This is a genomic window from Acidimicrobiia bacterium, assembly GCA_040880805.1.
Lineage (GTDB): Bacteria > Actinomycetota > Acidimicrobiia > IMCC26256 > DASPTH01 > DASPTH01.
Genome location: JBBDHW010000027.1, coordinates 52,520 through 71,703 on the forward strand (window position 1 = coordinate 52,520; position 19,184 = coordinate 71,703).

Consider the following 19,184-nt stretch of genomic DNA (forward strand, 5'->3'; position numbering starts at 1 on the left):
TTACACCAGCAGCGTAAAGGCCGCCGGGGCGACCGCCACCATCACTACCCGTGCCGCCGTGGCGGGTACGCCGTCGACCTCGACCTCGAGCGGCCGGCCGGCTCCGTGCCTGAACGGAAAACCCGTGGCCCGGACCTCGACCCGCCGACCGGTCACCGACCGGATCCGCGGGTGGGGAACGTGCGTGCCGAGCGGCAGCCGCGAGCGCATCGTCGCGCGCTCGCGTCGCGCGACGGCGTACACCTGTACCTCGATGCGGCCGTCGCCGGGATGGCCGCGCGGCACGACGTCAGCGCCGCGCAGGTACTGGCCGCTTGCCGCGACGATCGCGACCGCGTCGCCAGCGTGCACGACGCGGTCGTCAACCTGCACGACGATCCGCGACGCGCGGGTCCACCATCGCTGGCGATCGGGTGGTACCCCGACCACCACCATGTTCACGGCGGTGTGTGCGACGCCATCCAACTCGACCTGCAGCGCGTCGCACGGAAGCTCCGTGGTGTTCGTACTCACCTCGGACAGCCCCACGGCGCGCGCGAGGTCGGAGCCGTGTGCTGGAGAGAACGCGATCCGAGCGTGCGGATGCGCGGCAACCGCGCGCGCCAGCGCGTCGTCGCCACCCTCGACGACGAGATCGGCGGGCCCGCCGGCCGGACGTCCCCAGGGTTCTCCCTTGCTGATACTCATCCGGCCACCCCCGACGCGGCCACAACGCCGCGGTGACACGCGTCGGCCGCGTCTCGGGCACGCGCCCGAGTGGTGTCTTCGGTCGCGACCTCGGCGATCTGACGGAGCAGGTCGATGCACTGCTTGACGTTGCGCACGAAGTCGCCGCCCGTCATCTCGTCGTCGTCGAGGACGTCGGCGAGCGCGTCGCCGGCCGCCCAGTCGTACACGTAGGGAGTGAAGCCCGGATCCGGAGCGCGGGTCTCCGGCAGACCGGCGTCGTCCTCGTTGGCGTTGAGCTCGCCCGCGATCCGCTCGAGTGCCCGCGCCCGCTGCGCGACGGTCTTGGTGGGCCACCGCGCCGGCGCCATCGGCTGCTGCCCGTCGGGGCCGCGCCGCTCGTACGTGAAGCACGACACGACCGCCGCAAGCTCCGGCGCGCGCAATCCGTCGAGCAGTCCTCCGCCGATCGCTTCGGTGACGAGCAGGTCGGTCTCGGTGTACACGCGCGCGAGTCGCTCGCCTGCCGGGGTGAGCGCCCAACCTTCGACGTACCCCCACGCTTCGAGGACGCGCAGCACGCGGTCGAATTGACGAGCCAGGCTCTCGCTCCGACCGCGCACGCGGCGTTCGAGCCGGTTCACCTCGCGTTCGAGACGTTCGATCGCCTCCGACGCGCGCAGGCGGGTGGCGAGCTCGGGATCGCTCGCCGCCGGGTGGTTCGCGAGGGACTGCTCGAGTTCGGTGATGTGTGCGTCGGCGCGCCGGGAGCGGCCGTCTTCGTGGAGCGTCGCGTGTCGCAGCCGCTCGGCTGCCTGGCGGCGGAACGCCGGGTTGCGCGGCGCGAACGGATCCGGCAACTGGATCGTGGCCGCGCGGCGCGGCGGTGTCTCGAAGTCGTCGGCCCCGAGCCGCACGACCTGGCGATCCGCGCTCAGTCCGACGATGCGAGGCGAACCGCTCCGCCGGTGCTCGTGGCTCAGCACCACGACGCGCCCGCCGTAGCGCCGGGCCACGATGACGTCACCCGGCCGGAGCGCGTCGATCGCCTCGGCGACCCGCCGGACGTTGCCGCGATTCTTGCGCGCCGTCCCGAGCGCGCTCTGGAGGCGGCGGTACTCGTCGACGTCGCCTTGCTCGCTCTGCGCGGCGGCGCGGCGCCGCTCGAGTATCTGCCGGCTGCGGTCGAGCTGCCGTTCGAGTGCGACGACGTCGCGGTCGGCATGGAATTGCGCGAACGACAGGTTGAGGAGATGGTGTGCCTCGAACTGCGAGTAGCGGCGCACGAGGTTCGTCGCCATGTTGTACGTGGGCCGGAACGACGAACGCAGCGCGTCCGTACGCCGCGACGCGAGCGACGCGACCTGCTCGAAGGGTACGAACGGGCTCCAGCAGACGATCGCGTACCCGAGCGCGTCGATGCCCCGGCGGCCCGCCCGGCCGGTGAGCTGGGTGTACTCCCCCGGCGTGAGGAACTCGTGGCGTTCGCCCGTGAACTTCGAGACCTTCTCGATCACCACCGACCGTGCCGGCATGTTGATGCCGAGCGCCAGCGTCTCCGTAGCGAAGACCACCTTCGCGAGACCGGACGCGAACGCCTCCTCCACCGCCTCCTTCATCGGCGGCACCATTCCTGCGTGATGGGCGGCGAACCCTGCCTCGAGGCCGGCGAGCCACTCGCCGTAGCGCAGGACGTCGAGGTCGTCGTCGGCGAGCGATTGGGTCTTGGCCTCCGCGATCGCGCGGATCTGCGCGCGCTCGGCCGGATCGGTGAGGCGAAGTCCGGCGGCGAGGCACTGCTGCACAGCCTGGTCACAACCTGCCCGACTGAAGACGAAAGCGATCGCCGGGAGCATCTCTTCGACGTCGAGCCGCTCGACCGTCTCCACGCGACCGGGTGTGCGCAGCGGCGTGCGCGGGCGGCCCCGGTGACCTGCGTGACGTGAAGCGCGCGCGTCGAGTTTCGCCGCGTCAGGATTCGGACGGAGCTGGCCGTGCTGGGTGACGAACGTGGGCAAGAGGTGAAGCGTGTCCCGACCGCGCTCCCCCACCAGGTAGCGGTGCTCGAGGGTGACCGGACGGTGTTCCTCGATGACCGCGGCGGTGGGCCCGCGCACGGTCTCGATCCACGCGGCGACCTCTTCGGCGTTCGACACCGTGGCCGACAGGCACACGAGCTCGACCGACGAGTCGAGGTGCACGATGACCTCTTCCCATACCGGACCGCGGTAGCGATCCTGGAGGTAGTGCACCTCGTCGAGCACCACCGAGCGCAGGCCGCCGAGCGCAGGTGACGCAGCGTAGATCATGTTGCGGAGCACTTCGGTGGTCATGACGATGATCGGCGCGTCGCTGTTCACCGAGTTGTCGCCGGTGAGGAGCCCGACACGCCTGGTTCCATGAGCACGCACGAAATCGGTGTACTTCTGGTTCGAGAGTGCTTTGAGCGGCGTGGTGTAGAAGGCCTTCGCTCCGGCCGCGAGCGCCCGCTCCACCGCGTACTCGGCGACGACTGTCTTGCCCGACCCGGTTGGCGCGGCAACCAGCACGTGCTCGCCGGCATCGAGCGCGTCGAGGGCGCGCTGCTGGTACGGGTCCAGCGGGAAGCCCCGCGTCGCCTCGAAGTGCTTCCGGAGGTCGTCGGGCGGTGTCACCGTGGCGCTCCCTCAGGGAGTTTCCGCCGGCGTCGTATCAGCGGGTGTGGTGTCGGTGGGCGCGACTGTCGTGGAGGTCGGCGCGGTCGTGACGACGGGGGTGGTCGTGATCGGCTGCGTCCCCGAGTCCTTGTTGGGTCGCAGGACCCATACCAGCACCGCTACGGCCACGATGATCCCAAGGGACGACAGCACCGCCACGGTGAGCTCCCGGCGGTTGCGGGGCGCCTTGTACGTGCTGCGTCGTCGAGGGGGACTCATCGTTTCAATATCCTCCCGATCAGGATCGAGGCCTCATAGAACAGGTACATGGGTATCGCCATCGCGAACAGCGAGTAGGGATCCTGGCTCGGGGTGATCACCGCGGCGAAGATCACGATGACCACCGCCGCGTACCGGCGCCAGCTTCGCAGCTGCGCAGTGGTGAGGACGCGGGCGATGAGGAGGAACACGAGCACCACTGGGAACTCGAAGGAGATCCCGAAGGCCACGATCATGAGCGAGACCAGCGAGATGTACCTGTCGGCGGCGAGCAGCGGTTTGAGATCGGATCCGCCGATGGTCAGCAGGAAGTGCAGCGCGGGCTCGAGGGTGACGAGCGCGACGGCTGCCCCGCACACGAAGAGGAACAGCGAGAAGAACAGGAACGGAACCGCGTAGCGCTTCTCGGTGGGGTTGAGCCCAGGGGTGATGAAGCGCCAGAGCTCCCACAGCCACACCGGCGACGCGACCACGATGCCGCCGTAGGTCGCGATCTTGAGGCGGGTGGCGAACGCGTCGAGCGGCCCGGTGAAGATGAGGGCGTTCCGTTTGCCCTCGGTGGCGTCTCGGTAGAACCGCACCAAGAAGCTGATGATCTGCGGCGCGAAGATGAAGCAGATCGTCGCGCCCACCGCCAGCGCGATCAGCGAGATCACGAGTCGCGATCGCAGTTCGGTGAGGTGCTCGACGACCGTCATGCGGCCTTCGGGCATCCGGCCGTCGGGACTGGTACGCCGGTGCGCCACGGTGCGGGGTCAGGCGGGTTCCGCGGGTGGCGACAGCGGGGCCTCGCCGGTGGAACCGGGCGCGTCCGGGAGAGGGCTCGGGCTGGTGTCGGGGATCGGCGTGTCCTTGGGCGGAAGCGTCGGCGGCGGGTCGCCGCCAGGGGTGGGTTCCGGAGACGTCGCCGGGTTCAGGTCGAGCTCGGAGACGACGCCCTGCAACTCGCTGCTCAGATGCTGCTGGACCTTGCGGAACTCGCGGACACCGCGTGCGAGCTGCCTTCCGATCTCGGGCATCTTGTCGGGGCCGAAGACGAGCAACACGACCACGAGGATCACCAGGATCTCGGCCGGGCCGAGCGAGGGCATCGGGATCCTTTCCGCCGGGCTGAGCCGCTCGCAGCCTACAAGGGCAAATGGGTGGCGGCTCGCCGGGAGCTCCTGCCACAGTGCACCTGTGCCAAAGATCTACTTCGACGAACGGATAGCCGAGGGGTACGACGCGGCCTCAGCTGACATGTTCGAGCCTGCGGTCGTTGACGCGGCTGTGAGCTGTCTCGCCGATCTGGCGGGAGAAGGCGGCGCCCTCGAGCTGGGCATCGGCACCGGCCGTATCGCGTTGCCGCTCAGCCAACGGGGTGTTCACGTGCACGGGATTGATCTGTCCCCGGCCATGGTCGCGCGGCTGCGGGCGAAGCCGGGCGCGGACGACATCAGCGTAACGATCGGCGACTTCGCCACCACCAAGGTGGGCGGCACCTTCAGGCTCGCCTACCTCGTGTTCAACACGATCATGAACCTGACGACGCAGGACGAACAGGTTGAGTGCTTCCGCAACGTCGCCGCGCATCTCGAACTCGGCGGGCGTTTCGTGATCGAGGTAGGGGTTCCTGCGCTCCAGCGGCTCCCGCCCGGCGAGACCGTCCGGGCGTTCACCGTGAGCCCGACGAGGCTCGGCTTCGACGAGTACGACATCGCAGCGCAAATCCTCTTCTCTCACCACTACTGGGTTGTCGACGGCCAACTCGAAGTCTTCTCGGCGCCGTATCGCTACGTATGGCCGTCGGAGCTCGACCTGATGGCGCGACTCGCCGGGATGACCTTGCGCGAGCGCTGGAGTGGCTGGAAGCGTGAGCCCTTCACGAGCGACAGCACGACACACGTTTCGGTCTGGGAGAAGACGGCGTAGCGGTTTTAGGTGGTGGCGTCGGAGTCGTCGAGGCGCGCGTCGTGCGGGCGGTCGGTATGGCGACCGGTCGTGCGCGTATCGGCGCGAACTCCGGCCACTTGCTGCGAGAGGGCGTCGCGGAACTCCGCGAACTCTCGCACGGTGGGCTCGATCTCGGCGGCATGGCGTCGAGATGCCAGTGCCGCGGCAATTGCCCCTACCCCGATGACGCCGACAACCACCCATACGGCCATGGGGGGATGCTACTCCGGGGTCGTTCGACGCACCAAGGCCACGAGCTCGTCGAACCAGCCCTCGTTGGCCAGTAGCACGTGCAGGTCGAGCAGGTCGTCGGGCGTGAGCGCCGGGCCGTCCGGTCGCTCGGCGAGCTCGGCGGGCCAACGCCAGAGCTCGTGCAATGCGCCGGCTGACACGAGGAGGTCGACGATCCTCGCGCTGGCGGTCCGGTGCACGGTCTCGTCGCAAATCGGACACTGGAACCGGTAAGCACCCGGCGTGGACTCGTCGACACAGACGCGGACGGTCAGGTCGCCGATCTGGAGCTTCACGTCTCCGCACGCCGGGCATTGGGCTCGGACGGTCGTCATGCTGGCCCACCTCCCAGTCCTCTCGGCCAAGTCCTCTCGGCCAAGTCGTCTCGGAGCACTGCTGACAAAGGACTTCGGCATGCCGGGAAACGCACTTGAGGGAGACCCCGGTTCCGAAAGCGCCCCGGGAGTGACCGCGGCCACGAAGCGGCCACAGCGTTTGGGCAAGGATGGGCGCGTGCGGCCGATCACCTTTGCCCATCGAGGCGGACGTGCCGACGGCCCGGAGAACACGCTTCCGCTGTTCCGCCGCGCCCTCGCGCACGGCGCCACCGGTGTCGAGTCGGACGCCCGCCTCACCGCCGACGGCGAGGTCGTGCTGATCCACGATGCCGTCGCGCGCCACGGTCCTGTGGGGAGGAGGAGGCGAGTCGACCAGTCGACGGCCGCACAGCTGGGTGCCCTCGACGTGCCTCGCCTCGCCGACCTCTACGCGGAGCTCGGCACCGACTACGAGCTCTCGCTCGATCTCTACGACCCGGCCGCGCGTGTGCCGGTGCTGGAGGTCGCGAGCGCGGCCGACGCGGCGAATCGGCTGTGGGTCTGTGCGGGCGGGATCGACACGCTCGTGGAGCTCGGCACCCACACCACCGGCGCGCACCTCGTGCACTCGACCCGTCGGCAGCGCATCACTGGGTCGGTGGAGCGCCACGCGGCTCGTCTCGCGGAAGAGGGAATCGCTGCGTGCAACATGCACCACACCGACTGGACCGCGGGGTTGGTCCAGCTCTACCACCGATTCGACGTGCTCACGTTCGCGTGGGACGTCCAAGAAGTCCGACACCTACGGGCGATCCTGGCGATGGGCATGGACGCGGTGTACTCCGACCACGTCGACCGCATGGTGGCCACGGTCGCCGAATGGAGCGAGTGACCGAACATGGGTCTCTCTCGGCGAACCGGGATACCCGCTTCGCAGCCGTTCGCTCCTCTGCGGGGAACTACAGGAAACCGAGGCGGTTCAGAGGCCAGATACGCACGAAGACGCGGCCCACGATGCTCGAGCCCTTGATCGGACCGTGGTCGCGGGCGTCGGATGACTCGTTCCGGTTGTCGCCCATCACGAAGTACTCGCCGGCGGGCACGGTGCATCCACCCTTGGGGCTGTTCGCCGCGCACCCGCGGATCGCCGCGTCGGGTTGGTTGCTGTTCGGGTCGACGGTGCCGTGGTACAGGTCCGTCGCGGTCTCCTTCGGCAGGTAGCCCTCCTTCAGGAGCCTGCCGTCGATGCAGAGCCGTCCCGTCTGGCATTCCGTGACGGTCTCACCCGGAAGCGCGATCACGCGCTTTACCAGATCGTCGATCCCGGCGCGCTGCCAGTCTTGGTTCGGTTCGGCTTCGAACACCACGATGTCGCCGCGGTTGACGTCGTGGAGGTCGTAGCTCAGCTTGTTGACGAGCACGCGGTCGCCGACCTCGAGCGTGGGGACCATCGAGCGTGACGGGATGTAGAAGGCCTGGAAGAGGAACTGCTTGATGACGAGCGCGATGAGGATCGCGGCGACGACGAGCACGACCCACTCGATGACCGTACGGTTGATGCCCTTCTTGACGCCACGAGCGACGGGTTCCTCGTGATCGTCACTGGGGGGTGGTGGGGCGCCGTCGCTGCCGTTCGCTCCGCCACCCGCCGTGCCCAAGAGCGATTCGGTACTCGTTTCCACCGCTTCGTCGGTCACGGGCGCTGCTCCACTCCCCCATCCTCGCACGCCGGTGCACTCATTCCCGACGCGGGAGCCGCGCGTCCGCGGCGCAGGTACCCTGCGCCGCAGCGAGGCGGGGCCCGAGCGGCCCGGCGCCGCAGGCGCCGAGAGCGGGAAGCGGGAGCCGTGGGCACCTGAACCTCGTCTTACACTTACCGGTAGCGAGTGAGGATGCGCGCGGCAGCTTTGGGTGCGATGCCGGCGGCGTCCTCCGGTCCGACGACGGTGGCGTCGGGGCCGAGCGAGAGCAGGAGCCGCTCGAGCCAGGCCGGTTCGCTCACCGCGAGCACGACCTGCCAGGAGCCGTCCGTGAGCTGAACGGCTGCCTCGTGGGGGTAGCTCTCCACCACCCACTCGGCGCTGGGCGCGAGCCGCAGCGTGACTCTCAGGTCGTCAGGCCGCGGTCGGTAGACGAGGTCGGCCATGTCGGCACCGCGGTCAACCGCATCGAAGTGCTCACCGGTGGAGCGGACGGCGCGCACACGATCGACCCGGAACAGCCGCTCGGCCGACGCGCGGTGGCACCAGGCCGCGAGGTACCACGCGCCGAACGCGTGGAACACGCGCCACGGGTCGACCACGCGCGTCGTCATCTCGTCGCGTGCGAACGAGTAGTAGTGGAGCTCGACTTGCTCCGATGCCGCGGCCGCGTTCTGCAGTTCTTCGAGGTGATCGCTCCCTCCGACGTCGACGGCGAGGCGGCCGCGGGCGTCGAGCGCATCCTCGAGCTTGTCGAGCGCAGTCGCCAGCGGCCCGCCCTCGTCGGATCCCGGGACCGACAGCAACGCGCGGCCGGCCGCGAGGAGCGCGAGGCCTTCGGCCGGCGTGAGGCGCAGCGGTCGCTCGAAGTACTCCGCGAGGCGGATCTCCACCGCGCCGTCGACGACCCACACGTCGATCAGCCGGTCGGCCGTGTACGGCGGGAGCCCACAGAGCGGCAGGAGCGCCAGATCGCGCTCGAGCTCGTCCTCCGACACTTCAAAGCGTTCGGCGAGCTCGGCGATCGTGACACCCGGGTGCGCGAGCACGTAGGGCACGAGCGCGAGCACGCGCCGCAGCCGCGGCCCGACGAGCGGGCGTGGGCTCACGATGTCCCTCGCTGCGCGACTGCTTGTAGCCACGCGACCAGATCGTCGCGGAGCTCGTGGGGACCGAGAACTTCGGCGTGATCGAGGAGATCGAGCACCCACGAACGGAACGCGGCGCGGTTGACGACCGGCAGCGCGACCTCCGCCGCGCCGTCGTCGCGCCGCTCGACAACCGACTCCTCGCCGAGCTGCTCGACGACCCACCCCGCGCGTGACGCGTCGACGAGGACCCGCGCCTCGACCGGGCGGTCCTCGCCGTACGTGAGCGGGTCGTCGCGTACGAACCGGGCGGGGTCGATGCCGGGTGGCGGCTCGAACGATCCGGGCGAACCGACCTCGGGATCGGCGTCGATCCGGTCGATGCGGAACGCGCGCGGCGCGTCGCGTTCGAGGTCGTGGCCGACGACGTACCAGTGGCCCCAACGCAGCACGACGCCGTACGGTTCGAGACTCCGGTTCTCACCCCGGTACTCGAACGTGATCGCGGCGCGGCGGCTCACCGCGTCGAAGAGCGCCGCCACGGCCGGCGTGACGGCCACCTCGGCCATCGCCTCGTCGACGCCCTTTCCTGCGAGCCCGCCGAGCTTGGCGAGACCCTCGCGGCCATACCCGCCTTCGAGCCGCACCGCGCTCACCGCCAGATGCAGCGCGGCAAGCTCGGCATCGGTGAGCGAGAGCTCGGGCAGGTAGTAGTCCTTCGGGTTGATCCGGTAGGCCTGCTCGGCGCCGATGCCGTCGACCGCCTCCACGCTGATGGGAACACCGAGCTCGCGCAGCGTCTCCTTGTCGCGCTCGAACTGGCGACGGCGTGAGCCCTTCTCTTTGGGGTACCGCGGCTCGACGCGCTCCGCGAGCTCGTCGAGCGTGAGGGGGCGGCGGGTGTCGAGCAGCGTGGCCGTGAGGTTGACCAGCCGCTCGAGCCGATCAGCCATCGAGCCGGTCAACCATCGACGTGCGACGCGGCCAACGCGCCGGCCGCCGCGGCGGCCTGGAACAGCGCGGGGTCTTCATCGGCCGAGCGCCCCATCGATTGCACGTGGAGGTCGTGCTTGGCGAGCAGTTCCAGCGCGTCGGGCGCGTCGACTTCAACGAGCTCGTGCTTCCCGGAGATGCCCGCGGCGTCGAGGTCGGCCCAGAGGCGGACCGACTGCTCGGGTTCCTCGAGGTTCGGCACCGCGACCAGCACGCACTCCCGAGTGGCGACCCGGAGCGCGGTCGCGCTGTGATGGGACAATCCGTAGTGACGCGGGCGCTCGTCGGCGAACGACACGCGCAGGCATGCGATCGGAACACCGCCGAGCGCGTGCGCGGCGTCGAGGATGGTGCCAACCTCCATGCCACTGAACCCGAGCCGGGTGTTGGTACCGACGATGCCGGGCCCCATGGCCACCACCACCGCGTCGGCCTCGGCGACGTGTCGCGCCACCGCGAGCGCGGAGTAGACCGAGACAGCCTCGTAGTCGCCGCCGAACGCGTGGCCGCACGTGATGGTCGTGTCGACGAGCCCCCGCTCGCACAGCGTGGCGACGAGGTCTGACAGCGCGAGCGGCAAGCCGGCGCCGTCGGTCATCACGTACGCGAGCCGCGCGCCGGGCAGGCGCTCCTTGAACGCGGCCGCGACCGCCGGGACCTGGCTGTGCAGCGCAGCCGCGACCACCGGCATGCCGTCGATCGACTCCACCTCGGCGAGCGACTCGAGGTGCTCCTCGGCGCTGCCCACGTCGCTCTGGATGCTCGTGTAGCGGCCCTTGATGATGTGGCCGGGGCCGCGCTCGTGCCACTCGTCGCGTGCGAGGTTCCAGTGCACGACGTGCCATCCGCCGGTGCCGAGCCCGAGCTCGACCGCGGTGGTGTTCACGACGACGCGGTCGCCCACCGAGACCGGGCCCGTGAGCTGCGGGAGTGCGTACGCGCGCTCGGGGCCGTCTCCGAGATCGACTTCGACACGCTGAAGACCGGGGCGCTCCTCGAGCAGTCGCACGACGTTGCCGGTTCGAAACGACGGCATCCTATTTCCTGGTCGCGCTCGCTGCGGCGCAGGGTACCGGCGCCGCGGTCGCTCGCCGCTCCTGCGAGCTTCCTTCGTTCGCTCCGCTCACTCCGGTCGCCGCCTCGCTTAGAGGCTGGCGATCAGGCGCTCGACGCGGTCGTCGCGCGACTTGAACGGGTCCTTGCACAGCACGGTGCGTTGCGCCTGGTCGTTCAGCTTGAGGTGCACCCAGTCGACGGTGAAGTCGCGCTTGCGCTCCTTGGCCCGCTTGATGAACGCGCCCCGCAGCCGCGCGCGCGTGGTCTGCGGCGGCGTGATCATCGCTTCGTCGATGTCTTCGTCGGTGGCAGTGCGTTCGACGAGACCGCGCCGCTGGAGCAGGTAGAAGAGCGAACGCGAACGTGTGACATCGTGATACGCGAGGTCGAGCAGCGCGACGCGCGGGTGCGTGAGTGGGAGGTCGTGCTTCTCGCGGTAGGCCTCGATCATGTGGTACTTGATCACCCAGTCGACCTCGGACGAGAGCTTCAGCGGGTCGTTCTCGAGGTGGGTCATCACGTGCTCCCACATCGCGAGGGCCTGCTCCTCGAGCGGTGACACACCACGCCGCTTCGCGAACTGGAGCGCGCGCGACAGGTATTCGGCCTGCATTTCGACGGCCGAGAGCTCACGACCGTTCGCGAGGCGCACGCGGCGCCGGCACGTGACGTCGTGGCTGATCTCGCGGATGGCGCGGATCGGGTTCTCGAGCGTGAGGTCGCGCCAGGGGCGCGAGTCCTCTTCGAGCATGCGCAGCACGATCGCCGTGGCGCCGACCTTGAGGAAGGTGGTGTACTCGCTCATGTTCGAGTCGCCGACGATCACGTGCAGGCGCCGAAACCGCTCGGCATCGGCGTGCGGCTCGTCGCGCGTGTTGATGATCGGGCGCGAGCGTGTGGTGGCACTCGACACCCCCTCCCAGATGTGCTCTGCGCGCTGGCTGACGCAGTACATCGCGCCGCGCGCGGTCTGCAGCACCTTGCCCGCGCCGGCGTACACCTGACGGGTGACGAGGAACGGGATCAGCACGTCGGTGAACTTCGTGAAGTCGCCGTCGCGCTCGACCAGGTAGTTCTCGTGGCAGCCGTACGAGTTGCCCGCGGAGTCGGTGTTGTTCTTGAAGAGATAGACCTCGCCGCGGATGCCTTCCTCGCGCAGCCGTTGCTCGGCACTCCGAACGAGACCTTCGAGATATCGCTCTCCCGCCTTGTCGTGCACGACGAGGTCGGCGATGGAATCGCACTCGGGGGTCGCGTACTCGGGGTGGCTGCCGACGTCGAGGTAGAGACGGGCGCCGTTCTCGAGGAAGACGTTGCTCGACCGGCCCCACGACACGACCCGGCGGAACAGGTAGCGGGCCACTTCGTCGGGGCTCAGGCGGCGCTGACCGCGCAGCGTGCACGTGACCCCGTACTCGTTCTCGAGTCCGAAGATCCGGCGTTCCACAGGCCCACGCTACTGCGGAGCCGGACGGAGCCGGTACCGCATCAGCTGTCGGTGAGGAACGAGCAGGCGGGCTCCGCGTTGAACGCGTCATCGAGTTCGCCGCCCTTGTCGAGGGTGTCGATGTCGCTGATGTCCTCGCCGGCCTTGGCGAGGTCACTGTCGACCTCGGCGGAGACCGTCTTCACCTTGGCGCGGAACTTCTTCGGATCGGTCGACGCCTTCGCCACCGCGTCCTTCGCGTCGCTGAATGCCTCCGCCGTGTCACCGATGGCCGTGGCAATCGTGGTCGAGATCTTGGAGCCGTTCGCCACGGCGGGTGCCCCGAGGTCCTTCACCGCCTTGCTCGTACTCGTCGATTTCTTGCTCGCGGCCGCGAGCGCGTCGACGATCTTCTTCTGGGCGGACTTGGCCTTCGAGGAGCTGCTGACCCCGTTCTCGATCACGTTGTCGACCAGGTCGTGCGCTTTCAAGGCCGTGGTCTGCCAGTCCTCGACGGCGTTGCAGAAGCCCTCGGCCCACTCGTCGACGTCGACGGTCTTGGCGCTCGCCATCGGCGCCGACGCGACCATCAACCCGACGGAAGCGACCAGTGCGGCGATGGCGATCCCGGCATGCCGGCGCATCCTGCCCTCCCAGCTCGGCAACGAAGGTGAGCGTAACTCCCTGGCGTCCTACGATCGTAGCGAGCGTCCGCGACGCAGGTACGCTGCGCCGCAGCGAGCGGGGCCGAGCGGCCCGGCGCCCGAGGCGCCAAGAGCGGAGATGGGATGCCGGCGGGAAGGCTGACTCAGGTCACGTCGGTCAACGGCGCGTTCGGGGCGCGGGTACTCAAGGCGCGACTCGAATCGTGCGGGATCGATGCCCGCCTCACCGGCGCGCTCGACGGGGTCTACGGATTCACCGTGGGTGACATGGCCCGGGTCGACGTGTACGTCCCCGAGGAACAACTCGACGACGCGCGCTACATCCTGCTCGCCGGCGAGGTCGACGCCGCGCTCGCGGCGCCGAGCGAGTGGTGGGACTCAGGGGTCGAACCGCGGCGCCGGGCGCGCTGGCCGTGGTGGGTCGCGGTGGCGCTGCTGATGATGGTGGTGCTCGGCCCGCTGCTCGGCCTGTACGTCAGGAACTGGTAGTCGCGGCGAGGATCTCCGCGAGCTCGGGGCCTTCGATTCTCCTGAACGCGCGGCGCGGCCGCGAGCGGTCGAGGATCGCGACCTCGAGCTGCGCGGGGCCGAGCGAACCGTCGGGACCGGCGAGCAGCTCCACGCAGAGGCGGATCGCCGCGTCGGCCTCCATGCCCTGCTCGAAGCGCGTGCCGAGCCCCTCGGAGAGCGTCTCCGCGCGCCCGCCGAGCACGGTGCAGCCCTCTTCGTCCATGACGGTGCCGTCGTAGGTGATGTGGTACAGCTTGTCGTCGGTGGGTGTGACGCCGACCTCGGCGAGCAGGATCTCCACCTCGTACGGCTTCATCTCGTGCGTGAACACCTGTCCGAGTGTTTGCCCGTACGCGTTGGCGAGTGAGCGCGCGTTCACGTCTTCGCGGGAGAATTGGTATCCCTTCAGGTCGGCCTGCCGCACACCCCCGACCCGCAGCATCTCGAACTCGTTGTACTTGCCGACGCCACCGAACGCGATGCGGTCGTAAATCTCGCTGATCTTGTAGAGCGTGCGGAACTGATTCTCGGTGACGATGACGATGCCCTCGGCCGCGCTGCACGCGATGAGGTCACGCCCGCGCGCGATGTTCTTGCGCGCGTAATCCGCGCGGTCCTTCATCAGCTGTTCCGGCGGCACGTAGAACGGCATGCTCACAGGCCTGCGCCCTCCTCACGCCCGCCGAGGAGCGCGGTGGCGCGCGCGGCGATCACGTCGTCGGGGATCGCCTCGAAGCCGGACACCGAGATCGCGGCGACGGTCGGGAAGATCCCGCGCACGATGTCGGGGCCGCCGGTGGCCGTGTCCTCGTCGGCGGCGGCGAACAACGCCCGCAGCGAGAGATCGACCACGTCGTCGCGGGTCATGCCCTCGCTCCACGCAGCCTTGATCCAGTTGCGCGCGTGCACGCCGCCGGAGCCGTTGGTCTGGAAGTCGGCTTCCTCGTACTTGCCGCCGGTGGCGTCGTAGCTGAACACGCGCCCGCGCGCCCGGCGGTCGTCGTAACCGGCGAAGAGCGGGACGACAACGAAGCCCTGCATCGCCGCGGGGAGGTTGGCTCGCACGAGCTGGCCGAGCTGGTTCGCTTTGCCCTCGAGCGAGAGGATCTCGCCCTCGATCTTCTCGTAGTGCTCGAGCTGTACCTGGAAGAGCTTGACCAGCTCGACAGCCGGCCCGGCCGCTCCCGCGATGGCGACGCCGGAGTAGTCGTCGGCCGCGAACACCTTCTCCACGCGGCGGTTGGCGATCGTGTAGCCCGCCGTGGCCCGACGGTCGCCGGCCATCACGACGCCGCCGTCGTAGCGGACCGCGAGCACGGTGGTGCCGTGCACGATCTCGACGGCTCCCGTGGCGGGCGAGTCGAGCCCGGCGCTCGGCAGGTTCTCGGGCGCGACCCGGCGGAGGAGGTCGACGAACGACGACCCCGGCCCGCGCCCGAACCCGTATGGAGGGGGCCCGAACGAGGGAGGAGATGACTCGAACATCGCGGGCGAGCCTATACGGACGTTGTACGCAACTCCCCCGCCCGCTTGCGAGCACGGTCGCGGAGCTCGCGCGCCTCAGGATCGTGTGTGCCGAGGTACGCGGCGGCGTTCACCAGCGAGTCGATCGAGTCCTTGAACTGCCCGAGCCCGCCATTGCAGTTGAAGCACAGGATCCCGCGGACCGCGCCGGTGTCGTGACTGTGAGCGACGTGCTCGGGATCTTCCTTGCCGCAGATCGCGCACACCCCACCCTGCTGGACGACGAGCGCATCAAAGTCGTCCGCGCCGATGCCGTAGCGACGCTTGAGGTGGTAGTGCCGACTGCCGCCGTACAGGCGTTGCTTCGATTCCTTGCCACGCGCGTTGTGGCAGACCTTGCACTCCGATCGGTGGCCGTCCCTCATGCCAGCCGCTCGGTAGAACTCGGAGTAGGGCTTGGCCTCGCCGCATTTCTTGCAGCGTTTCATGCCCCAATTGTACGGAAAGGGTATGACACCTACGTCTTGTGGATAACTTTCATTGGCCGCCCTTCTGTACGTACGATTTTACAAATTCCTCTGCGTTGGCCTCGAGCACGGAGTCGATCTCGTCCAGGAGATCGTCGAGCTCTTCCTTCAACTCCTCGCCCTGCTTCGCCGGCGCGGCGACATCGACCTCTTCCTCGACGCGCTCCTTCGGAGCCGATCGCTGCTTCCGCTCACGCTCGGGCATTGCGCAACTCCCTCTCACTCACTCCTGTAACCGGGCGACCAGTTCGGCGGGGCTGTTCACCTCGGCGAACAACGGCCCCACGTGTGCTTTCGTTCCCCGCAACGGTTCCATCATCGGTATCCGCCGCAACGGATCTGAGCCTACGTCGAGGATCACACTGTCCCAGTTCGCCGCCACCACCGCGTCGGGCCAGCGCGTCAGGCACTCGCCCCGGAAGTAGGCGCGGGTCGACGCCGGCGGCACCGTCATCGCCTCGACGACCTCGGCCTCGGTGACCATCCGCTCGATCTTGCCCGCCCGCACCAGCCGTTCGTACAGCGAGCGGTCGGGGCGCACATCGTGGTACTGGAGGTCGAGCAGCGCCAGCTTCGGGTCGGCCCACTCGAGCCCGTCGCGGTCGACGTAGGCCCGGAGGAGCGACCACTTCGTGACCCAGTCGAGCTGGCCGTCGAGCGCGATCGGGTCGCGTTCGAGCTCGGTGAGCACCGCTTCCCAGCGCGCGAGCACCAGCGCGCCAACGTCGTCGCCCCCGCACGCGTCGAGCCCGATCTCGTCGGAGTACTTCTGCGCCAGGCGCAGGAACTCCCACTGCAACTCCACTGCGGTGAGCCGCCCGCCGTCGAGGAGCTCCACGGTTGCGTGGCACGTGGGGTCGTGGGAGACCGTGCGCATCGCCGCGACCGGACCGATGATCGACAGGTCCTTGGCGATGAAGTCGTCTTCGATCATCGCGAGCACGATCGCGGTGGTACCCACCTTGAGGAACGTTGCAACCTCGCAGAGGTTCGCGTCACCGACGATCACGTGCAGGCGTCGGTACCGTTGCGGGTCCGCGTGCGGCTCGTCGCGGGTGTTGATGATCGGGCGCTTCAGCGTGGTCTCGAGCCCCACTTCCTCTTCGAAGAAGTCGGCGCGCTGGCTGATCTGGTAGTCGACGGCCGATGCGCCGTTCTCGGTGCCCACCTTCCCCGCGCCCGTGAACACCTGCCGGCTGCAGAACCACGGCAGCAGGTGACGCACGAGCGACGCGAACGGCACCGACCGGTCGACGAGATAGTTCTCGTGCGTGCCGTAGGAGTTGCCCTTGCTGTCGGAGTTGTTCTTGTAGACGACGATCTCCTGGCCCGCGCCGATGAGGCGGCTGGCGGCGTGCATCGACCGGGCGAGGATGCGCTCCCCCGCCTTGTCGGCGCACACGAGCTCCAGCGCGTTCGCGCACTCGGGAGTGGAGTACTCGGGGTGCGCGTGGTCGACGTAGTAGCGCGCGCCGTTGGTGAGCACGGTGTTCACGAGGTGGGTCTCGATCTCAGGGGGCATGGCGCCCTCACGCGCGAAGCCGCGCGCATCACGCCCCGGCGATTCGTCTTCGAAGTTCCAGCCGATGCGGTGCCCCTCGACGTAGCCGTTGATGAGCATCGACGACGCGAGCACCGGGTTGGGATCGGCCGCGCCGCGGAGCACCACTCCGTACTCGGTCTCGATCCCGCACACCTTGGCGATCGCCACAAGCCGAGCCTACCGGCCCCTACGAGCGATCCGGGCGTTACAGGTACTGACCGGTACTGACGCGCTCGATCTGGCGACCGCCGTGCTCTTCCGAACCGTCGGACATGAGCGTGCGCACGAACACGATGCGCTCGCCCTTCTTGCCCGAGATCTTCGCCCAATCGTCCGGGTTCGTCGTGTTCGGGAGATCCTCGTGCTCGCGGAACTCCTGGCGGATCGAATCGAGCAGGTCCTGCGTGGAGATGCCCTTGTCGCCGCCTGCGATCTGCCGCTTGATCGACAGCTTCTTCGCGCGCCGCACCATGTTCTCGATCATGGCGCCCGACGAGAAGTCCTTGAAGTAGAGGACCTCCTTGTCGCCGTTCTGGTACGTGACCTCGAGGAAGCGGTTGGCGTCGTCGACTGAATACATGCGCGCGACGGCGGCTTCGATCATTTTCTCGACGGCCGTCGTGGGCTCGCCGTGCTGTGCGGTCTCCTCGTCGGCGATCGGCAGATCGGGCGTGAGGTACTGGGCGAAGATCTGCTTCGCGCTGTCTTCGTTCGGGCGTTCGATCTTGATCTTCACGTCGAGGCGGCCCGGACGCAGGATCGCGGGGTCGATGAGATCCTCGCGGTTCGAAGCACCGATCACGATCACGTTCTTCAAGCTCTCGACGCCGTCGATCTCGGCGAGGAGCTGCGGCACGATCGTGCTCTCGATGTCGGACGAGATTCCGGTGCCGCGGGTGCGGAACAGGGAGTCCATCTCGTCGAAGAACACGATGACCGGGTTGCCCTCCTCGGACTTTTCGCGCGCACGCTGGAAGATCAAGCGGATCTGGCGCTCGGTCTCACCGACGTACTTGTTGAGCAGCTCAGGGCCCTTGATGTTGAGGAAGTACGAGCGCGCCTCGGCGTTGCCGGTCTTCTCCGCGACGCGGTGGGCGAGCGAGTTGGCAACCGCTTTCGCGATGAGCGTCTTGCCGCAGCCGGGCGGACCGTAGAGGAGGATGCCCTTCGGCGCTTGCAGCCGATGCTCGAGGAACATCTCCGAGTAGAGGTACGGCAGCTCGACTGCGTCTTGGATCTGCTCGATCTGCTCGTCGAGACCGCCGACGTCGGCGTAGGTGATGTCGGGAACCTCCTCGAGCACGAGCTCCTCGACCTCGGGGCGGGGCAGCCGCTCGGTGAGCAGGCTCGAACGCGGGTCCATCAGGACGTGGTCACCGGCGCGCAGCTTCACGCCGATCAACGCCTCGGAGAGCTCGCACACGCGCTCTTCGTCGGCGCGGCCGATCACGAGCGCGCGGTCGCCGCTCGCCAAGATCTCCTTGAGCACGACGACCTCGCCCGAAACGTCGGCGCCCCGCGCGAGCACGACGCTCAGCGATTCGTTGAGCGCGACCTCGGCACCGCTGCGGATGCCGTCGAGGTCGACTTCCGGGTGGACGGACACCCGCATCTTGCGGCCGGCGGTCATGATGTCGACGGTGCCGTCGTCGTTGGCGCCGACGTAGGTGCCGTAGGCCGACGGCGGCATCGTGAGCTTCTCGACTTCTTCGCGCAGCGCCGCGATGTGCTCGCGCGCCTCGCGGAGCGTGGCGGAGAGGCGCTCGTTCTGCGAGACGGCTTGGGCGAGCTGGCCCTTCGTCTCGAGGACGCGCTCCTCGAGGGTCCGCACCCGCTTCGGAGCGTCCTGCAGCCGGCGGCGCAGGACCACGACCTCTTCTTCGAGAGTCTTCAGCTGCGACTGGAGATCGCCCACTTGGCGCTCGTACTCGGCCAGCCGCCGCTCGTGCTCTGAAGCCACGTAGGTCACCTCCATCTTCACGCTCTCGGCGCCTTCGGCGCCGGGCCGCTCAGGCCCCGCTTCGGTGCTCGGCGGGGTACCCGCCTCGCGGACCCTCACCTCCAGGAACGCTGCCGGGGGCCTCGCGTCGGACCTTACACCGGCACTTCGGCAGGTCTGTGCCACCTTTCGGCGACGTGGTGTGACCCCCT

At 68.7% G+C, this 19,184-nt stretch carries 22 protein-coding genes; 3 read left to right on the top strand and 19 right to left on the bottom strand.

Annotation, left to right across the window (positions count from 1 at the left end; translation table 11 throughout):
• Genes WD271_06585 through tatA form a run of 5 tightly spaced genes read right to left on the bottom strand, consistent with a single transcriptional unit; the run spans position 1 to position 4,672 of the window.
• Complete coding sequence (locus tag WD271_06585; GenBank protein ID MEX1007495.1) at positions 1–687, bottom strand: hypothetical protein; 687 nt, start codon at positions 685–687, stop codon at positions 1–3.
• Positions 684–3,320 (bottom strand): DEAD/DEAH box helicase, encoded by a 2,637-nt coding sequence (locus WD271_06590; GenBank protein ID MEX1007496.1) that lies wholly within the window; start codon positions 3,318–3,320, stop codon positions 684–686. Before WD271_06590 ends, WD271_06585 begins: the two co-directional genes overlap by 4 nt.
• Before the next feature lie 12 nt (positions 3,321–3,332).
• Positions 3,333–3,581: a hypothetical protein gene (locus WD271_06595; GenBank protein ID MEX1007497.1), complete on the bottom strand. Its 249-nt coding sequence runs from the start codon at positions 3,579–3,581 to the stop codon at positions 3,333–3,335.
• Positions 3,578–4,279, bottom strand: coding sequence for a twin-arginine translocase subunit TatC (gene tatC / locus WD271_06600; protein MEX1007498.1), 702 nt, complete (start codon positions 4,277–4,279; stop codon positions 3,578–3,580). Before tatC ends, WD271_06595 begins: the two co-directional genes overlap by 4 nt.
• A gap of 57 nt (positions 4,280–4,336) precedes the next feature.
• Positions 4,337–4,672 (bottom strand): twin-arginine translocase TatA/TatE family subunit, encoded by a 336-nt coding sequence (gene tatA / locus WD271_06605; protein MEX1007499.1) that lies wholly within the window; start codon positions 4,670–4,672, stop codon positions 4,337–4,339.
• 148 nt (positions 4,673–4,820) lie between these two features.
• On the opposite strand from tatA, the gene WD271_06610 reads away from it, so the two are divergent.
• Complete coding sequence (locus WD271_06610) at positions 4,821–5,492, top strand: class I SAM-dependent methyltransferase (protein ID MEX1007500.1); 672 nt, start codon at positions 4,821–4,823, stop codon at positions 5,490–5,492.
• 5 nt (positions 5,493–5,497) lie between these two features.
• Here WD271_06610 and WD271_06615 read toward each other — a convergent pair whose 3' ends face one another.
• A complete protein-coding gene (locus WD271_06615) occupies positions 5,498–5,725 on the bottom strand; it encodes a hypothetical protein (GenBank protein MEX1007501.1) in 228 nt (75 codons plus the stop codon).
• Positions 5,726–5,734: 9 nt separating this feature from the next.
• Positions 5,735–6,079 carry a hypothetical protein gene (locus WD271_06620; protein ID MEX1007502.1) on the bottom strand — a complete coding sequence of 115 codons (345 nt, stop codon included), beginning with the start codon at positions 6,077–6,079 and terminating at the stop codon, positions 5,735–5,737.
• A 178-nt stretch (positions 6,080–6,257) separates the two neighbouring features.
• On the opposite strand from WD271_06620, the gene WD271_06625 reads away from it, so the two are divergent.
• A complete protein-coding gene (locus WD271_06625; protein MEX1007503.1) occupies positions 6,258–6,953 on the top strand; it encodes a glycerophosphodiester phosphodiesterase in 696 nt (231 codons plus the stop codon).
• A 67-nt stretch (positions 6,954–7,020) separates the two neighbouring features.
• Here the strand turns inward: WD271_06625 and lepB are convergent, their stop codons facing one another.
• From lepB to WD271_06655, 6 genes are all read right to left on the bottom strand, one after another.
• On the bottom strand, positions 7,021–7,758 hold the full coding sequence (gene lepB, locus WD271_06630; GenBank protein ID MEX1007504.1) for a signal peptidase I: 738 nt from the start codon (positions 7,756–7,758) through the stop codon (positions 7,021–7,023).
• Between the two features lie 176 nt (positions 7,759–7,934).
• Positions 7,935–8,870: a WYL domain-containing protein gene (locus tag WD271_06635; protein MEX1007505.1), complete on the bottom strand. Its 936-nt coding sequence runs from the start codon at positions 8,868–8,870 to the stop codon at positions 7,935–7,937.
• Positions 8,867–9,802, bottom strand: a complete 936-nt coding sequence (locus WD271_06640; GenBank protein ID MEX1007506.1) for a WYL domain-containing protein — start codon at positions 9,800–9,802, stop codon at positions 8,867–8,869. Before WD271_06640 ends, WD271_06635 begins: the two co-directional genes overlap by 4 nt.
• 8 nt (positions 9,803–9,810) lie before the next feature.
• A complete protein-coding gene (locus tag WD271_06645) occupies positions 9,811–10,878 on the bottom strand; it encodes a DUF3866 family protein (GenBank protein MEX1007507.1) in 1,068 nt (355 codons plus the stop codon).
• Between the two features lie 108 nt (positions 10,879–10,986).
• A complete protein-coding gene (pafA, locus tag WD271_06650) occupies positions 10,987–12,345 on the bottom strand; it encodes a Pup--protein ligase (protein MEX1007508.1) in 1,359 nt (452 codons plus the stop codon).
• 41 nt (positions 12,346–12,386) lie between these two features.
• The gene (locus tag WD271_06655; GenBank protein MEX1007509.1) at positions 12,387–12,989 is read right to left on the bottom strand and encodes a hypothetical protein; all 603 of its coding nucleotides are present in this window, start codon (positions 12,987–12,989) and stop codon (positions 12,387–12,389) included.
• Positions 12,990–13,112: 123 nt separating this feature from the next.
• Here WD271_06655 and WD271_06660 point away from each other — a divergent pair, with 123 nt between their 5' ends.
• Positions 13,113–13,478 (top strand): DUF2007 domain-containing protein, encoded by a 366-nt coding sequence (locus tag WD271_06660; protein MEX1007510.1) that lies wholly within the window; start codon positions 13,113–13,115, stop codon positions 13,476–13,478.
• Here WD271_06660 and prcA read toward each other — a convergent pair.
• Genes prcA through arc form a run of 6 tightly spaced genes read right to left on the bottom strand, consistent with a single transcriptional unit; the run spans position 13,465 to position 19,008 of the window.
• Complete coding sequence (gene prcA / locus WD271_06665) at positions 13,465–14,151, bottom strand: proteasome subunit alpha (GenBank protein ID MEX1007511.1); 687 nt, start codon at positions 14,149–14,151, stop codon at positions 13,465–13,467. The genes WD271_06660 and prcA overlap by 14 nt on opposite strands.
• A 2-nt stretch (positions 14,152–14,153) precedes the next feature.
• Complete coding sequence (gene prcB / locus WD271_06670) at positions 14,154–14,984, bottom strand: proteasome subunit beta (protein ID MEX1007512.1); 831 nt, start codon at positions 14,982–14,984, stop codon at positions 14,154–14,156.
• Positions 14,985–14,995: 11 nt separating this feature from the next.
• On the bottom strand, positions 14,996–15,451 hold the full coding sequence (locus WD271_06675; protein ID MEX1007513.1) for an endonuclease VII domain-containing protein: 456 nt from the start codon (positions 15,449–15,451) through the stop codon (positions 14,996–14,998).
• Between the two features lie 49 nt (positions 15,452–15,500).
• Positions 15,501–15,695 (bottom strand): ubiquitin-like protein Pup, encoded by a 195-nt coding sequence (locus WD271_06680; protein ID MEX1007514.1) that lies wholly within the window; start codon positions 15,693–15,695, stop codon positions 15,501–15,503.
• 18 nt (positions 15,696–15,713) lie between these two features.
• On the bottom strand, positions 15,714–17,201 hold the full coding sequence (gene dop, locus WD271_06685) for a depupylase/deamidase Dop (protein ID MEX1007515.1): 1,488 nt from the start codon (positions 17,199–17,201) through the stop codon (positions 15,714–15,716).
• 37 nt (positions 17,202–17,238) lie between these two features.
• Positions 17,239–19,008: a proteasome ATPase gene (arc, locus tag WD271_06690; protein MEX1007516.1), complete on the bottom strand. Its 1,770-nt coding sequence runs from the start codon at positions 19,006–19,008 to the stop codon at positions 17,239–17,241.
• Between the last annotated feature and the right edge of the window lie 176 nt (positions 19,009–19,184).

Excerpts from the sequence above, each read along its gene's own strand:
- WD271_06585 (MEX1007495.1), bottom strand. The coding sequence starts at position 687 with ATGAGTATCAGCAAGGGAGAACCCTGGGGACGTCCGGCCGGCGGGCCC.
- WD271_06595 (MEX1007497.1), bottom strand. The coding sequence starts at position 3,581 with ATGAGTCCCCCTCGACGACGCAGCACGTACAAGGCGCCCCGCAACCGC.
- tatC (MEX1007498.1), bottom strand. The coding sequence starts at position 4,279 with ATGACGGTCGTCGAGCACCTCACCGAACTGCGATCGCGACTCGTGATC.
- tatA (MEX1007499.1), bottom strand. The coding sequence starts at position 4,672 with ATGCCCTCGCTCGGCCCGGCCGAGATCCTGGTGATCCTCGTGGTCGTG.
- WD271_06610 (MEX1007500.1), top strand. The coding sequence starts at position 4,821 with ATGTTCGAGCCTGCGGTCGTTGACGCGGCTGTGAGCTGTCTCGCCGAT.
- WD271_06615 (MEX1007501.1), bottom strand. The coding sequence starts at position 5,725 with ATGGCCGTATGGGTGGTTGTCGGCGTCATCGGGGTAGGGGCAATTGCC.
- WD271_06620 (MEX1007502.1), bottom strand. The coding sequence starts at position 6,079 with ATGACGACCGTCCGAGCCCAATGCCCGGCGTGCGGAGACGTGAAGCTC.
- WD271_06640 (MEX1007506.1), bottom strand. The coding sequence starts at position 9,802 with ATGGCTGATCGGCTCGAGCGGCTGGTCAACCTCACGGCCACGCTGCTC.
- WD271_06645 (MEX1007507.1), bottom strand. The coding sequence starts at position 10,878 with ATGCCGTCGTTTCGAACCGGCAACGTCGTGCGACTGCTCGAGGAGCGC.
- WD271_06660 (MEX1007510.1), top strand. The coding sequence starts at position 13,113 with ATGCCGGCGGGAAGGCTGACTCAGGTCACGTCGGTCAACGGCGCGTTC.
- prcA (MEX1007511.1), bottom strand. The coding sequence starts at position 14,151 with ATGCCGTTCTACGTGCCGCCGGAACAGCTGATGAAGGACCGCGCGGAT.
- prcB (MEX1007512.1), bottom strand. The coding sequence starts at position 14,984 with ATGTTCGAGTCATCTCCTCCCTCGTTCGGGCCCCCTCCATACGGGTTC.
- WD271_06675 (MEX1007513.1), bottom strand. The coding sequence starts at position 15,451 with ATGAAACGCTGCAAGAAATGCGGCGAGGCCAAGCCCTACTCCGAGTTC.
- WD271_06680 (MEX1007514.1), bottom strand. The coding sequence starts at position 15,695 with ATGCCCGAGCGTGAGCGGAAGCAGCGATCGGCTCCGAAGGAGCGCGTC.
- arc (MEX1007516.1), bottom strand. The coding sequence starts at position 19,008 with ATGGAGGTGACCTACGTGGCTTCAGAGCACGAGCGGCGGCTGGCCGAG.